This window comes from Streptomyces sp. GSL17-111 (assembly GCF_037911585.1).
Classification (GTDB): domain Bacteria; phylum Actinomycetota; class Actinomycetes; order Streptomycetales; family Streptomycetaceae; genus Streptomyces.
This window is the reverse complement of the sequence record NZ_JBAJNS010000001.1, coordinates 5,092,242-5,106,216: the sequence shown is the minus strand read 5'-3', so window position 1 is coordinate 5,106,216 and position 13,975 is coordinate 5,092,242. Positions and strand designations below refer to the sequence as shown.

Annotated in this window: 13 protein-coding genes; 2 read left to right on the top strand and 11 right to left on the bottom strand. The window is 72.0% G+C overall.

All coding sequences use genetic code 11. The features are described 5' to 3' along the window. Positions 1-380 precede the first annotated feature (380 nt). Together V6D49_RS22760 and V6D49_RS22755 are read left to right on the top strand one after the other, a co-directional pair. On the top strand, positions 381-1,337 hold the full coding sequence (locus V6D49_RS22760) for a heme o synthase (RefSeq protein ID WP_340562423.1): 957 nt from the start codon (positions 381-383) through the stop codon (positions 1,335-1,337). Between the two features lie 141 nt (positions 1,338-1,478). Beyond that, positions 1,479-1,844, top strand: coding sequence for a hypothetical protein (locus V6D49_RS22755; protein WP_340562422.1), 366 nt, complete (start codon positions 1,479-1,481; stop codon positions 1,842-1,844). A gap of 75 nt (positions 1,845-1,919) precedes the next feature. On the opposite strand, the gene V6D49_RS22750 is transcribed toward V6D49_RS22755, so the two are convergent. The 11 genes from V6D49_RS22750 to uvrC all read right to left on the bottom strand — a co-directional run bounded on the left by V6D49_RS22750 (position 1,920) and on the right by uvrC (position 13,959). Beyond that, positions 1,920-2,918, bottom strand: coding sequence for a COX15/CtaA family protein (locus V6D49_RS22750; protein WP_340564230.1), 999 nt, complete (start codon positions 2,916-2,918; stop codon positions 1,920-1,922). Between the two features lie 103 nt (positions 2,919-3,021). Next, complete coding sequence (gene pgi / locus V6D49_RS22745) at positions 3,022-4,680, bottom strand: glucose-6-phosphate isomerase (RefSeq protein ID WP_340562420.1); 1,659 nt, start codon at positions 4,678-4,680, stop codon at positions 3,022-3,024. Between the two features lie 95 nt (positions 4,681-4,775). Beyond that, positions 4,776-5,111, bottom strand: a complete 336-nt coding sequence (locus V6D49_RS22740; RefSeq protein WP_191207407.1) for an RNA polymerase-binding protein RbpA — start codon at positions 5,109-5,111, stop codon at positions 4,776-4,778. A 172-nt stretch (positions 5,112-5,283) separates the two neighbouring features. After that, on the bottom strand, positions 5,284-5,511 hold the full coding sequence (gene secG / locus V6D49_RS22735; RefSeq protein WP_340564227.1) for a preprotein translocase subunit SecG: 228 nt from the start codon (positions 5,509-5,511) through the stop codon (positions 5,284-5,286). Between the two features lie 173 nt (positions 5,512-5,684). Further along, positions 5,685-6,461, bottom strand: coding sequence for a triose-phosphate isomerase (gene tpiA, locus V6D49_RS22730; RefSeq protein WP_340562419.1), 777 nt, complete (start codon positions 6,459-6,461; stop codon positions 5,685-5,687). A gap of 6 nt (positions 6,462-6,467) precedes the next feature. Next, complete coding sequence (locus tag V6D49_RS22725) at positions 6,468-7,691, bottom strand: phosphoglycerate kinase (RefSeq protein ID WP_340562417.1); 1,224 nt, start codon at positions 7,689-7,691, stop codon at positions 6,468-6,470. Between the two features lie 124 nt (positions 7,692-7,815). After that, positions 7,816-8,820, bottom strand: a complete 1,005-nt coding sequence (gene gap, locus V6D49_RS22720; protein WP_340562416.1) for a type I glyceraldehyde-3-phosphate dehydrogenase — start codon at positions 8,818-8,820, stop codon at positions 7,816-7,818. Positions 8,821-9,001: 181 nt separating this feature from the next. Then, positions 9,002-9,979, bottom strand: coding sequence for a DNA-binding protein WhiA (whiA, locus tag V6D49_RS22715; protein WP_191207412.1), 978 nt, complete (start codon positions 9,977-9,979; stop codon positions 9,002-9,004). Further along, positions 9,970-10,992 carry a gluconeogenesis factor YvcK family protein gene (locus V6D49_RS22710; protein ID WP_340562414.1) on the bottom strand — a complete coding sequence of 341 codons (1,023 nt, stop codon included), beginning with the start codon at positions 10,990-10,992 and terminating at the stop codon, positions 9,970-9,972. Before V6D49_RS22710 ends, whiA begins: the two co-directional genes overlap by 10 nt. Further along, positions 10,989-11,933, bottom strand: a complete 945-nt coding sequence (rapZ, locus tag V6D49_RS22705; RefSeq protein ID WP_340562412.1) for an RNase adapter RapZ — start codon at positions 11,931-11,933, stop codon at positions 10,989-10,991. Before rapZ ends, V6D49_RS22710 begins: the two co-directional genes overlap by 4 nt. A gap of 40 nt (positions 11,934-11,973) precedes the next feature. Continuing rightward, positions 11,974-13,959 (bottom strand): excinuclease ABC subunit UvrC, encoded by a 1,986-nt coding sequence (gene uvrC / locus V6D49_RS22700; protein WP_340562411.1) that lies wholly within the window; start codon positions 13,957-13,959, stop codon positions 11,974-11,976. Between the last annotated feature and the right edge of the window lie 16 nt (positions 13,960-13,975).

Sequence of the window (13,975 nt, the reverse complement as noted above, 5' to 3'; positions counted from 1 at the left end):
TACGAAAAGCCGGTGACCTGTCCCTCACCGCGCGCTGCCGAGCCTACCGTCGCCCGCGTCGGCTGCCCGCCGGTGTTCGGCCCGCGGTCACGATGCCGGTTACCCCGTGCCGGGGGAACCCTCACGTTCGCCCCGATATTTCCCACCGGGCCGTGCGGGAGGCCGCTCGCCGGCGGGAAGGGCGGCCTCCCGCCGGGAACGGCCTCCCACGCGGCCGGGCGCATACCGGCCCAACACGGCCACCCCCCGCAGTCGGGCCACGTACGGCTGCCGTCTAAAGTGGCGTGGTACGTGCGAGACGCCGCCGGACGCGTCGTCCGGCCCTCGCTTGTTCCCACTGCGGTGTGAGCCGCGGATGTCGCTTGTGATCAGGGGTGTTCGTGACGGCCGTCGAATCCCGTCCCGCGGGGAGTATCGCGCCTGCCCCCGGCGGCGAGACGCAGTCGGGCCCGCCGGTCATGGCGCGGGTGAAGGCGTTCGTGGCCCTCACCAAGCCCCGCATCATCGAGCTGCTGCTCACCACCACCATTCCGGTGATGTTCCTGGCGGCGCAGGGCGTTCCCGACCTGCTGCTCGTGCTGTGGACCTGTGTCGGCGGCTACCTGTCGGCCGGTGGGGCGAACGCCCTGAACATGTACATCGACCGGGACATCGACGCCCTGATGACCCGCACCGCGCAGCGGCCGCTCGTCACCGGCCTGGTCTCCCCCCGCGAGGGGCTGGTCTTCGGCCTGACGCTCGCCGTCGGCTCGACGCTGTGGTTCGGCCTGCTGGTCAACTGGCTCTCGGCCGCACTCTCCCTGGGCGCTCTCCTCTTCTACGTCGTCGTCTACACGATGCTGCTCAAGCGGCGTACCGCGCAGAACATCGTGTGGGGCGGGATCGCGGGCTGCATGCCCGTCCTGATCGGCTGGTCGTCGGTCACGAACGAGGTCAGCTGGGCGGCCGTCGTGCTGTTCCTCGTCATCTTCTTCTGGACGCCGCCGCACTACTGGCCGCTGTCGATGAAGGTCAAGGACGACTACGCGCGGGTGGGCGTGCCGATGCTGCCCGTCGTCGCGTCGAACCGCGTCGTGGCCCGGCAGATCGTCTGGTACAGCTGGGTCATGGTGGCCGTGTCGCTGGCCCTGTACCCCCTGGGGTACGTGGGCTGGTTCTACACGGCCGTCGCCCTGGCCGCCGGCGGCTGGTGGCTGTGGGAGGCCCACTCCCTCCAGTCCCGCGCGAAGGCCGGCGTCACGGGGACCAAGCTCAAGGAGATGCGGCTGTTCCACTGGTCGATCACCTACGTGACGATCCTCTTCGCCGCCGTCGCCATCGACCCCTTCCTGCGCTGACCCCTTCCCGCACCGACCTGTTCCCACCCTGACGCACCGCGCCCCACCGCATCACCCCGGCCCGGGGTGATGCGGTGGGGCGCGGAAACCGTGGCGCGACCCACGGTGACCTGCTGGCCTACCCGGCGGTAGCCTGGGCGTATGGCAGAGACGCAGAGCAGCGAGACCCCCGCGCCGCACGAGAGCGCGGCGGACGGCAAGGCGCAGCGGCAGGCCGCGCGGCTGGCCAAGCAGATCACCGCGTTCGCCCAGCGCCACGGCGGCAGCGCCGAGGGCCAGCTGGCCTACCTCGGGCAGCGCGGCGTGCGGATCGTCCTCGTCGGCGCGGACGGCGGCTGGGGCGACCTCGTGGCCACCAGCCACGCCGTCGCGGAGCAGGCCGTGGAGCGGGCCGGGATCACCGTCCGGGAGACGTTCGACGGGGAGATGGCCGCCAAGGTCCGCACCGGCCCGTACGAGTGGAGCCGGATGGCCGGAATGCAGATCGGCGGCCCCGCCAACCCGTGAGCAGCGCGGGGATCGCGCCGCACCTCCGCCGGCCCCGGCCGGTGTGCGGCGCGATCCCGGCTCCTCGCCGCCCCGCTATGCGCTGGGGACCGGAGCCTCGGGCCTGGCAGTGGTCCGGTCCGCCGCCTCGGGGGGCGCGGCCACCGCCGGTGCCGTGCCGCGCTCGCGCAGGGAGAGCACGACGCGCAGGACGGCGATCCACACCAGGGTCGAGCCGAGCAGGTGCACGGCGACGAGCAGTTCCGGCACGTCCGTCAGGTACTGCGCGTAGCCGACGACGATCTGCGAGGCGAGCACGACCGTGAGGTCACGGGTGCGGGCCCGGGGCCCGTCGGGGGCGTCCACGACCCGCAGGAACGCCCACAGGGCCAGCGTCAGGGCGACGACGAGCCAGGCGGCCGCCGCGTGCACCCGGGTCACGGAGTCCCAGTCCAGCGGGATGCGGGGCACGTCGCTGCTGTCACCGGCGTGCGGACCGGCGCCGGTGACGACCGTGCCGGCCACGATCAGCACCCCCGAGGCCACCAGGAGCGCGGCCCCGAGCTGCCGGACCCGGGGGCCGACGAGCGGACGCGGCGGGCCGTCGCCCTCCCGGGCCCGGTGCCAGGTGACGACCGTGACGGTGATCAGCGCGGTGGCCAGCAGGAAGTGCCCCGCGACGGAGTAGGGGTTCAGCCCGGTGAGCACGGTGATGCCGCCGAGCACCGCGTTGGCCACGACGATGAAGAACTGCGTCCAGGCCAGCCGGGTGAGGCCCCGGCGGCGCGGCTCGGTGCTGCGGGCGGCGACGATCGCCCAGCCGACGGCGGCGCACAGGACGTAGGTCAGCATGCGGTTGCCGAACTCGATGGCGCCGTGCAGACCCATCTCCTGGGTGGCGATGAGGCTGTCGCCGGTGCACTTGGGCCACGTGTCGCAGCCCAGCCCGGAGCCCGTCAGGCGGACGGCGCCGCCGGTGACGACGATGACGACGCTCATGACCACCGCGGTGAGGGTGGCCCGCTGGAGGGTGCGCTGGGTGGGCGTCCAGCGGCTGGCGACGTACGCGAGGGGGTTACGCGCGGCTTTGAGCATGTTCGGCACCCAGCCATGGTAAGCGGGTGCTTGTGCGAGTTTTCACGAGGGTCCCGGCCGGGGGACCGGGCCGCGACGGGCCCGCTCCCCCGGCCGGGTGCGCTCAGCGTCCGCGCAGCGCCCGGTACCGGGCCACGAGCGACGAGGTGGAGGCGTCCAGCCCCGGCACGTCGGCGCCCTCCGTCAGGGCCGGCTCGATGCGCTTGGCCAGCACCTTGCCCAGCTCGACGCCCCACTGGTCGAAGGAGTCGATGTTCCACACCGCGCCCTGCACGAAGACCTTGTGCTCGTACAGCGCGATGAGCTGGCCGAGCACGGAGGGGGTGAGGGCGGTGGCCAGGATGGTGGTCGTGGGCCGGTTGCCGGGGAACGTCCGGTGCGGCACCTGCTCCTCGGCGACGCCCTCGGCGCGCACCTCCTCGGCCGTCTTGCCGAACGCCAGCGCCTGTCCCTGGGCGAAGAGGTTCGCCATGAGGAGGTCGTGCTGGTCGCGCAGGGGGCCGAGCTCGGCGACGGGCTCCGCGAACCCGATGAGGTCGGCGGGGACGAGCTTCGTGCCCTGGTGCAGCAGCTGGAAGTAGGCGTGCTGCCCGTTGGTGCCGGGCGTGCCCCACACCACCGGACCGGTCTGCCAGGTCACCGGCCGGCCCTCGCGGTCCACGGACTTGCCGTTGGACTCCATGTCGAGCTGCTGGAGGTAGGCGGTGAAGCGGCCCAGGTAGTGCGAGTACGGCAGCACCGCGTGCGCCTGGGCGTCGAAGAAGGCGCCGTACCAGACGCCGAGCAGGCCCATGAGCAGCGGGGCGTTCTCCTCGGGCGGCGCGGTGCGGAAGTGCTCGTCGACGAGGTGGAAGCCGTCGAGCATCTCCCGGAACCGCTCCGGACCGACCGCGATCATCAGTGACAGGCCGATGGCCGAGTCGTAGGAGTACCGGCCGCCGACCCAGTCCCAGAACTCGAACATGTTGGCCGTGTCGATGCCGAACGCCGCCACCTCGTCGGCGTTCGTCGAGACGGCCACGAAGTGCCGGGCGACGGCCTCGCCGCCCGCGTCCAGCCCGCGCAGCAGCCAGTCGCGGGCCGCGCGGGCGTTGGTGATGGTCTCGATGGTCGTGAAGGTCTTCGACGCGACGATGAACAGCGTCTCGGCCGGGTCGAGGTCCCGCAGGGCCTCGTGCAGGTCGGCGCCGTCCACGTTGGAGACGAACCGGAAGTCCAGCTCGCGGGCGGTGTAGGGGCGCAGGACCTCGTAGGCCATCGCCGGACCGAGGTCGGAGCCGCCGATCCCGATGTTGACGACCGTGCGGATGCGGCGGCCGGTGTGCCCCGTCCAGGCCCCCGAACGGACCTGTTCGGCGAAGGCGCTCATGCGGTCGAGCACGGCGTGCACCGCCGGGACGACGTCCCGGCCGCCGGTCTCGATGACGGCGTCGCGCGGTGCGCGCAGCGCCGTGTGCAGGACCGCGCGGTCCTCCGTGGTGTTGATCCTCTCGCCGCGGAACATGGCGTCCCGCAGCGCACCGACGCCGGTGGCCTCCGCGAGGGCGCGGAGCAGCGTCAGTGTCTCGTCGGTGACGAGGTGCTTGCCGTAGTCGAGGTGGAGATCGCCGACCTGGACCCGGTACCGCTCACCGCGCCCGGGGTCGGCGTCGAACAGCTCCCGCAGCCCCACGTCCCCCAGCCGCTCGCGGTGCTCGGCCAGTGCGGCCCATTCCGGCAAGCGGTCCAGTCGTCCGCCGAACGTTGCGCCTGCTGCATTCATCTGCGCTGTCAGCCCATCCTTGTCGTCCGTTCCCCGCCGGACACGACCCTATCGGGGCCGGGTGGGCCGATCCGGCCCCGATAGGGGACGAAGGACTAGATCTCGCCCCGGAGCTTGGCGAGGGCCTCGGCGAGGATGGCCTCGCCGTCCGCGTCGGACCGGCGTTCGCGCACGTAGGCCAGGTGCGTCTTGTACGGCTCCGTACGCGGCGGGTCCGGGGGGTTGTCCTGGTCCGTGCCGGCCGGGAAGCCGCAGCGCGGGCAGTCCCAGGTGTCGGGGACCTGCGCGTCGCTGGCGAAGCTCGGCTTGGTCTCGTGTCCGTTGGAGCACCAGAAGGAGATGCGCAGGCGCGGCGCGGACTCACCGCGCTCGGCCTCGCCCATCGGCCCCGCCCCGACCCGGCTGCCCCGGATCGCGTTGCCACCTGCCACGGTCGTAACTCCCTGCCTCAAGGTGCTGCGAAGTCGCCCTAGTGTACGTAGGGCCCAACGCGCGTCCCCGTCCGGGAGTTACCCCGCGACGTGGAACGCGGTCCTCATGATAGGCAGCAAGGTGGCGTCCCTGTCAGCGGTGCGGCACCGCCCGGGAGGTGCGGGGACCGCCTCAGGAGGACTTCATCATGATGCCGAGGGCGATGATGATCGCGAACCAGATGATCCCGACCACGATGGTGATGCGGTCCAGGTTGCGCTCGGCCACCGAGGAGCCGCCGACGGAGGACTGCATGCCGCCGCCGAACATGTCGGAGAGGCCGCCGCCCTTGCCCTTGTGCATCAGCACCAGCAGCATCAGCAGCGCGCTGAAGACGAGCAGGGCGATCGACAGACCCAGTTCCACGGTTGGACCAACTCTCGGACTACGGAAAACGGACGGTGGGGGTGGCGCCGCTCCGGCGCCGGGTGCACCGGTGGGTGCGGGCCCGGGGTGCGGGACCGGATCGCAGCGTGATCCGGTCCCGCACAGCCTACGACGGGAACGCCCCGCGGGCCCAGCCCGGCGGCGGGCTACTGGTCGCGGAAGCGGACGATCTTGACGAACTCGTCCACGTCCAGGGAGGCGCCGCCGATGAGCGCGCCGTCCACGTCCGGCTGCGCCATGATCGCGGCGACGTTGCCGGACTTGACCGAGCCGCCGTACTGGATGCGGACCTTGTCCGCCAGCTCGGTGTCGTACAGCTCGCCGAGACGTCCCCGGATCGCGTGGCAGACCTCCTGCGCGTCCTCCGGTGTGGCGACCTCGCCGGTACCGATGGCCCACACCGGCTCGTAGGCGATGACGAGGGTCTCCGCGTCGGCGGCGGGGACGTCGTCGAGGGCGCCGTCGAGCTGCGCGAGGGTGTGCTGGACGTGGTGACCGGCCTTGCGGACGTCCAGGCCCTCACCGACGCACAGGATCGGGGTGAGGCCGTGCTTGAAGGCCGCCTTGACCTTCGCGTTGCACAGGGCGTCGTCCTCGTGGTGGTACTGCCGCCGCTCGGAGTGGCCCACGACGGCGTAGCTGCACTTCAGCTTCGCCAGCATCGGGCCGCCGACCTCGCCGGTGTAGGCGCCGGAGTCGTGCGCGGAGATGTCCTGGGCGCCGTAGGTGATCTTCAGCTTGTCGCCGTCGACCAGGGTCTGCACGGAGCGCAGGTCGGTGAAGGGCGGCAGGACGGCGACGTCGACGCCGTCGTAGTCCTTGTCCGAGAGGGCGAAGGCGAGCTTCTGGACGTGCGCGATGGCCTCAAGGTGGTTGAGGTTCATCTTCCAGTTGCCCGCCATGATGGGCGTGCGGGAACTCATGGTGGTTCAGTCCTCCAGTGCGGCGAGGCCGGGGAGCGTCTTGCCCTCGAGGTATTCGAGGCTGGCGCCGCCACCGGTCGAGATGTGGCCGAAGGCGTCGTCGGCGAAGCCGAGTGTGCGCACGGCCGCGGCGCTGTCACCACCGCCGACGACCGTGAAGGCCGGGCTGTCGGTGAGCGCCTGGGCGATGGCCCGGGTGCCCCCGGCGAAGTCCGGGTGCTCGAAGACGCCCATGGGCCCGTTCCAGAAGACGGTGGCGGCGTCGGCGAGCTTCGCCGCGTACAGCTTCTGCGACTCGGGGCCGATGTCCAGCCCCTGCTGGTGCGCGGGGATGGCGTCGGCGGCGACCGTCACCGGGTGCGCGGGTGCCTTCGTCGCCAGGTCCGGGAAGGTGTCGGCGGCCAGGACGTCCACGGGGAGGACGAACTCCACCCCGCGCTCCTTCGCCCGCTCCAGGTAGCCGCGGACGGCCGGGACCTGGTCCTCCTGGAGCAGCGAGTTGCCCACGTCGTGGCCCTGCGCCTTGAGGAAGGTGTAGGCCATGCCGCCGCCGATCAGGATGCGGTCGGCCCTCTCCAGCAGCTGCTCGATGACGGCGAGCTTGTCGGAGACCTTCGCGCCGCCGAGGACGACCGCGTAGGGCCGCTTGACGTCGTCGGTCAGCTGCTTCAGCACCCCGACCTCGGTGGCGACCAGCCCTCCGGCGGCGTGCGGCAGCCGTGCGGGCAGGTCGTAGACGGAGGCGTGCTTGCGGTGCACGGCGCCGAAGCCGTCGCCCACGTAGGCGTCGGCGAGGGCGGCCAGTTCGTCGGCGAAGGCGGCGCGCTCGGCGTCGTCCTTGCTCGTCTCGCCGGGGTTGAAGCGGAGGTTCTCCAGCAGCGTGACCTCGCCGTCGCCCAGAGCGGCGACGGTGGCCTTCGCGCTGTCCCCCACGGTGTCGGCGGCGAACGTCACCGCGCCCCCGCCGGAGCCGGCCAGCAGTTCGCCCAGCCGCCGCGCGACGGGGGCGAGGGAGAAGCGCGCCTCGGGCGCGCCCTTCGGCCGGCCCAGGTGCGAGGCGACGACCACCCGCGCGCCGGCGCCGGCGAGCTTAAGGATCGTCGGCACGGCGGCGCGGATGCGGCCGTCGTCGGTGATGGTGTCCCCCGCGAGCGGGACGTTGAGGTCGGCGCGGACGAAGACCCGCTTCCCGGCGACCCCTTCGGTGACGAGTTCGTCGATCGTCTTCATGTGGTGATGTGGCTCCTTGGAGTTCGGCCCTGCGACATGGCACGAGGCCCGTGCGGCGCGCCGGTGCGCCACACGGGCCTCGTTCCGGTCACTACTTCTCGGTGCCTGACGGACCGCGGTGGTCCTACAGCTGGTTGCCGACGAAGAGGGTCAGGTCGACCAGACGGTTCGAGTAGCCCCACTCGTTGTCGTACCAGCCGACGATCTTGACCTGCTTGCCCATGACCATGGTCAGCGAGGAGTCGAAGGTGCAGGACGCGGGCCAGTTGACGATGTCCGAGGAGACGATCGGGTCGCTGGTGTACTCCAGGATGCCCTTGAGCTGCCCCTCGGCGGCCTTCTGGAACGCGGCGTTGACCTCGTCCTTGGTGACCTCCCGCTCCAGCTCGACGACCAGGTCGGTCACGGAGCCGGTGGGCACGGGCACGCGCATCGCGATGCCGTCCAGCTTGCCCTTGAGCTGCGGCAGGACCAGCGCGGTGGCCTTGGCGGCCCCGGTGGACGTCGGGATGATGTTCTCCGCGGCGGCGCGGGCGCGGCGCAGGTCCTTGTGCGGGAAGTCGAGGATGCGCTGGTCGTTGGTGTAGGCGTGGACCGTCGTCATCATGCCCTTGACGATGCCGAAGCTCTCGTCGAGGACCTTCGCCATGGGAGCCACGCAGTTGGTGGTGCAGGAGGCGTTGGAGATGACGTGGTGCTCACCGGCGTCGTAGGCGTCGTTGTTGACGCCCATGACCACGGTGATGTCCTCCTCCTTGGCGGGGGCGGAGATGAGCACCTTCTTGGCACCGCCGGCCAGGTGCTTCGCCGCGTCCTCGCGCTGGGTGAAGATGCCGGTGGACTCGATGACGACGTCGACGCCCAGCTCGCCCCAGGGGATGTCGGCCGGGTTGCGCTCGGAGAGGACCTTGATGGTCTTCCCGTCGACGGTGATGGTGTCGGCGGTGTGCGTGACCTCTGCCTTGAGGCGGCCCAGGATGGTGTCGTACTTCAGCAGGTGCGCCGTGGTCGCAGTGTCGCCCAGGTCGTTGACAGCCACGATCTCGATGTCCGCGCCCTGCTCCAGGAGTGCGCGGAAGTAGTTACGACCGATGCGGCCGAAGCCGTTGATGCCTACGCGGATCGTCACGAAACCGATCTCCTCGTCAGGTACGCCGGAAGAGGGTTCCGGCGAGCTTGTTTGGGTTGTCCCCGACCACCTTCGACCCTACCGCGCCGATGTGGCGTCGGTGACATCGACCGGCCCCGCGCCGTGGTGATCCGGCCCCCGCCGGGCCCCGCCGGGGCGGCGACCCCGCGACGGACCGGCGTCAGCCGACCATCTCCTCGGTCAGCGTGGACTCCGTGCCCGGCAGCCCGAGGTCCGAGGCCCGCTTGTCGGCCATCGCCAGCAGCCGTCGGATGCGCCCGGCCACGGCGTCCTTCGTCAGCGGCGGGTCGGCGAGGGCGCCCAGCTCCTCCAGCGACGCCTGCTTGTGCTCCATCCGCAGCCGCCCGGCGGCGGCCAGGTGCTCGGGCACCTCCTCCCCGAGGATCTCCAGCGCCCGCTGCACCCGGGCGCCGGCCGCCACGGCCGCGCGCGCCGAACGCCGCAGGTTGGCGTCGTCGAAGTTGGCCAGCCGGTTCGCGGTGGCGCGGACCTCCCGGCGCATCCGGCGCTCCTCCCAGGCCAGCACGGACTCGTGCGCGCCGAGCCGGGTGAGCAGCGCCCCGATGGCATCGCCGTCACGGACCACGACACGGTCCACCCCCCGTACCTCGCGGGCCTTCGCGCCGATCTGCAGCCGGCGCGCCGCGCCGACGAGCGCGAGCGCGGCCTCCGGGCCCGGGCAGGTGACCTCCAGCGAGGACGAGCGGCCCGGCTCCGTCAGCGAGCCGTGGGCGAGGAACGCGCCGCGCCAGGCGGCCTCCGCGTCGCACGTCGCGCCGGAGACGACCTGCGGTGGCAGACCGCGGATCGGGCGGCCCCGGCCGTCGACGAGGCCGGTCTGCCGGGCGAGCTGGTCACCGCCCGCAACCACCCGGACGACGTAACGGCTGCCGCGCCGGAGGCCGCCGGGAGCCATCACCACCAGGTCGGACTTGTGTCCGAAAATCTCCTCGATGTCTCTGCGCAACCGCCTTGCCGCGATGGCGGTGTCCAGCTCGGCCTCGATGACGATGCGCCCGCTGACCAGGTGCAGCCCGCCCGCGAAGCGCAGCATGGAGGAGACCTCCGACTTGCGGCAGCAGGTCCGGGTCACGTGGAGCCGGGAGATCTCATCCTTCACCGCTGCCGTCATCGCCATGGGCCGATCCTTCCGTGCATCCGAAAAATACGGTCGTACGCCGCGGCCAGCCGTACCGGGTCGTGGCGGGCGTCGCTGTCCTGCGCGGCCACCGCCGCCAGCTCCACCGTGCCGCCCAGCCGCTCGGCGGCCTCGCGCAGACTCTGCTGGTCGGGGACTGCATCCTGGTCCGCCAGCACGACGTCGAAAGCGAGTTTAGGGGCGTGTCGGGCCAAAACCTCCAAATGACGCTGCGGGGAGAAGCCGGCCGTCTCCCCGGGCTGGGGTGCCAGGTTCAGCGACAGGACGCGCCGCGCCCGCGTCTCGGTGAGGGCCTGGAGCAGCTCGGGCACGAGGAGGTGAGGGATCACCGAGGAGAACCAGGAGCCGGGCCCGACGACGACCCAGTCGGCGTCCAGGACGGCCTCCACGGCCTCCGGGACGGCGGGCGGGTCGGCCGGGACCAGCCGCACCTCCCGCACCTCGCCGGGGGTGAGCGCGACGGTGGCCTGGCCCACGACGGTGCTCGTCTCGTCGGGGCGGTGCGGGTCGTGCCCGCGCACCTGCGCCTGGAGCTGGAGCGGCACGGCCGACATGGGCAGGACGCGGCCGTGTGCGCCCAGCAGCTTGCCGACGAGGTCGAGCGCGGCCACGTGATCGCCCAGCTGCTCCCACAGCGCGACGATCAGCAGGTTGCCCACGGCGTGTCCGTTCAGGTCGCCGCAGCCCGCGAAGCGGTGCTGGACGACGCGGGCCCACGTCCGGCCCCACTCGTCGTCCCCGCACAGCGCGGCGAGCGCCTTGCGCAGGTCGCCCGGGGGAAGGACGTCCAGCTCCGTGCGGAGCCGGCCGCTGGAGCCGCCGTCGTCCGCCACGGTGACGACGGCGGTGAGGTCACCGGTGATCCGCCGCAGGGCGGTCAGCGAGGCGGACAGCCCCATGCCGCCCCCGAGCGCGACGACCTTGGGCTGCCCCTTGCCGGGAAGGAGCCTGCGCCTGCGCAGCCGCAGCGAACGGCCGGTGACCGCGCTCATTCGCGTCCCATGTCCCGGTGTACGACGACCGTCTCCACCCCTTCGGCGGACAACCGCCGCCCCAGGCGCTCGCTCATCGCGACGCTGCGGTGCTTGCCGCCGGTGCAGCCGATGGCGATCGTGACGTAGCGCTTGCCCTCCCGGCGGTACCCGGTGGCGATGAGCTGGAGCAGCTCCGCGTAGCGGTCCAGGAACTCCTTGGCACCGGGCTGGTCGAAGACGTAGTCGGCGACCTCGGGGCTGGTGCCGGTGAAGGGGCGCAGCTCGGGCACCCAGTGCGGGTTGGGCAGGAAGCGGCAGTCGGTGACGAGGTCGGCGTCGACCGGCAGGCCGTACTTGTAGCCGAACGACATCACCGTGGCCCGCAGCTCGGGCTCCTCCTCCCCGGCGAACCGGGCGTCCATCTTGGCGCGCAGCTCGTGCACGTTGAGCCCGGAGGTGTCGATGACCAGGTCGGCGTCGCCGCGCAGCTCGCGCAGGAGGTCGCGCTCGGCGTCGATGCCGTCGACGATCCGGCCGTCCCCCTGCAGCGGGTGCGGGCGGCGCACGGACTCGAAGCGGCGCACCAGCGCGTCGTCGGACGCCTCCAGGAAGACGGTGCGGCGGGTGACGTGCTTGGCCTCCAGCGTGGCCAGCGACTCCTTGAGCGCGTCGAAGAAGCGCCGGCCGCGGACGTCGACGACGACCGCGATGCGGGCGACGTTGCCCTGGGAACGGGCGCCGAGGTCGACCATGGTGGGGATCAGGGCGGGGGGCAGGTTGTCCACGACGAACCAGCCCAGGTCCTCCAGGCACTTCGCGGCCGTGCTGCGGCCGGCCCCGGACATGCCGGAGATGATGACCAGCTCGGGGACGGTCAGGTCCTCCGCGCCGTTGCCCTCGGCCGGCGTGCCCGCGTTCACGTGTGCTCCCGTGTCGTTCTCCGTGTGCTGCTGGTCCATGATCTCTCCCCCGGTGTCGGTGCTGCGGGCGGGTGCGCCCTCACCGTTCATCATCGTCGATGATTTCGCCCGTGGCGGTGTTGACGGCGGGAACGGGCCGTGACGAGCCGGCGAGCGCGGCAGCCACGGTCTCGGCGGTCTTGCGGCCTATCCCGGGGACCTCGCAGATCTGTTCGACGGTGGCGGCGCGCAGTCTCCTGACCGACCCGAAGTGCTTCACCAGCGCCTGCTTGCGGGCCTCGCCCAGGCCCGGCACGGCGTCCAGCGGACCCTCCTTCAGCGCCTTGGAGCGCTTGCCGCGCTGGTAGCGGATGGCGAAGCGGTGCGCTTCGTCGCGCACCCGCTGCAACAGGTAGAGCCCCTCGCTGCTGCGCGGCAGCACGACCGGGTCGTCGTCGCCCGGGACCCACACCTCCTCCAGCCGTTTGGCCAGCCCGCAGACGGCGACGTCGTCGACGCCCAGCTCGTCCAGGGCCCGGCGGGCGGCGGCGACCTGCGGCTGACCGCCGTCCACGACGACGAGCTGCGGCGGGTAGGCGAACCGCTTCGGCCGCCCGTCGGCGGTGCGCGAGCCCGTCTCCAGCGGCTCGTCGTCCTCCTCCGGGACCGCCCACTCGCCCGTCTCCCGGCGCTCGGCGAGATAGCGGCGGAACCGGCGGCCGACGACCTCGTGCATGGCGCGGACGTCGTCCTGCCCGGCGAAGGACTTGATCTGGAAGCGGCGGTACTCGCTCTTGCGGGCCAGCCCGTCCTCGAAGACGACCATGGAGGCCACGACGTCGTCGCCCTGGAGGTGGGAGACGTCGAAGCACTCGATGCGCAGGGGGGCCGACGGCAGGTCCAGCGCCTCGGCGATCTCCTCCAGGGCGCGGGAGCGCGTGGTGAGGTCGGAGGCCCGTTTCGTCTTGTGCAGGGCCAGGGACTGCTGCGCGTTGCGCTCGACCGTCTCCATCAGAGCGCGCTTGTCGCCGCGCTGGGGGACGCGGAGGCTGACGCGCGCCCCCCGGCGACCGGTCAGCCACTCGGCGACGGGCTCGACCGGCTCCGGCAGCGCCGGGACGAGCACCTCCCTGGGCACGGCCTCGCCGTGCTCCTCGCCGTAGAGCTGCTGGAGGGCGTGCTCGACGAGGTCGGCGCTGCTGAGGGCCTCCACCTTGTCGGTCACCCAGCCGCGCTGACCGCGCACCCGCCCGCCGCGCACGTGGAAGATCTGCACGGCGGCCTCCAGCTCGTCCTCGGCGAGGGCGACCAGGTCGGCGTCGGTGGCGTCGGTGAGGACGACAGCCTGCTTCTCCATGGCCCGCCGCAGGGCCCCGATGTCGTCCCGCAGCCGCCCGGCCCGCTCGTACTCCATCTCCTCGGCGGCCTCGTGCATCTGCTGCTCCAGACGCCGCAGGTAGGTGCCGGTGCGGCCGGCCACGAAGTCGCAGAAGTCCTCGGCGAGGTCGCGGTGGTCCTCGGCGCTGATCCGGCCGACGCACGGCGCCGCGCACTTGCCGATGTACCCCAGCAGACACGGGCGCCCGATCTGCGCGGAGCGCTTGAAGACGCCCGCGCTGCAGGTGCGCACCGGGAAGACGCGCAGCAGCAGGTCCACCGTCTCGCGAATGGCCCAGGCGTGCCCGTACGGGCCGAAGTAGCGCACGCCCTTCTTCTTGGCGCCGCGCATGACCTGCACGCGGGGGAACTCCTCGTTCATCGTCACCGCGAGGAACGGGTAGCTCTTGTCGTCGCGGTACTTGACGTTGAAGCGGGGGTCGAACTCCTTGATCCAGGTGTACTCCAACTGGAGCGCCTCGACCTCGGTGCCGACCACCGTCCACTCCACGGAGGCCGCCGTCGTCACCATCGTGGCGGTGCGCGGGTGCAGGTTCGCCACGTCCTGGAAGTACGACGAGAGCCGCTGCCGCAGGCTCTTGGCCTTGCCGACGTAGATCACCCTGCGGTGCTCGTCACGGAAGCGGTAGACGCCCGGGGACTCCGGGATCTGCCCGGGCGACGGCCGGTAGCTGGACGGGTCTGCCATGCCGTCCACCCTACGT

Excerpts from the sequence above, each read along its gene's own strand:
- V6D49_RS22755 (WP_340562422.1), top strand. The coding sequence starts at position 1,479 with ATGGCAGAGACGCAGAGCAGCGAGACCCCCGCGCCGCACGAGAGCGCG.
- whiA (WP_191207412.1), bottom strand. The coding sequence starts at position 9,979 with ATGGCGATGACGGCAGCGGTGAAGGATGAGATCTCCCGGCTCCACGTG.
- uvrC (WP_340562411.1), bottom strand. The coding sequence starts at position 13,959 with ATGGCAGACCCGTCCAGCTACCGGCCGTCGCCCGGGCAGATCCCGGAG.
- V6D49_RS22750 (WP_340564230.1), bottom strand. The coding sequence starts at position 2,918 with ATGCTCAAAGCCGCGCGTAACCCCCTCGCGTACGTCGCCAGCCGCTGG.
- V6D49_RS22710 (WP_340562414.1), bottom strand. The coding sequence starts at position 10,992 with ATGAGCGCGGTCACCGGCCGTTCGCTGCGGCTGCGCAGGCGCAGGCTC.
- pgi (WP_340562420.1), bottom strand. The coding sequence starts at position 4,680 with ATGAATGCAGCAGGCGCAACGTTCGGCGGACGACTGGACCGCTTGCCG.
- tpiA (WP_340562419.1), bottom strand. The coding sequence starts at position 6,461 with ATGAGTTCCCGCACGCCCATCATGGCGGGCAACTGGAAGATGAACCTC.
- rapZ (WP_340562412.1), bottom strand. The coding sequence starts at position 11,933 with ATGGACCAGCAGCACACGGAGAACGACACGGGAGCACACGTGAACGCG.
- V6D49_RS22725 (WP_340562417.1), bottom strand. The coding sequence starts at position 7,691 with ATGAAGACGATCGACGAACTCGTCACCGAAGGGGTCGCCGGGAAGCGG.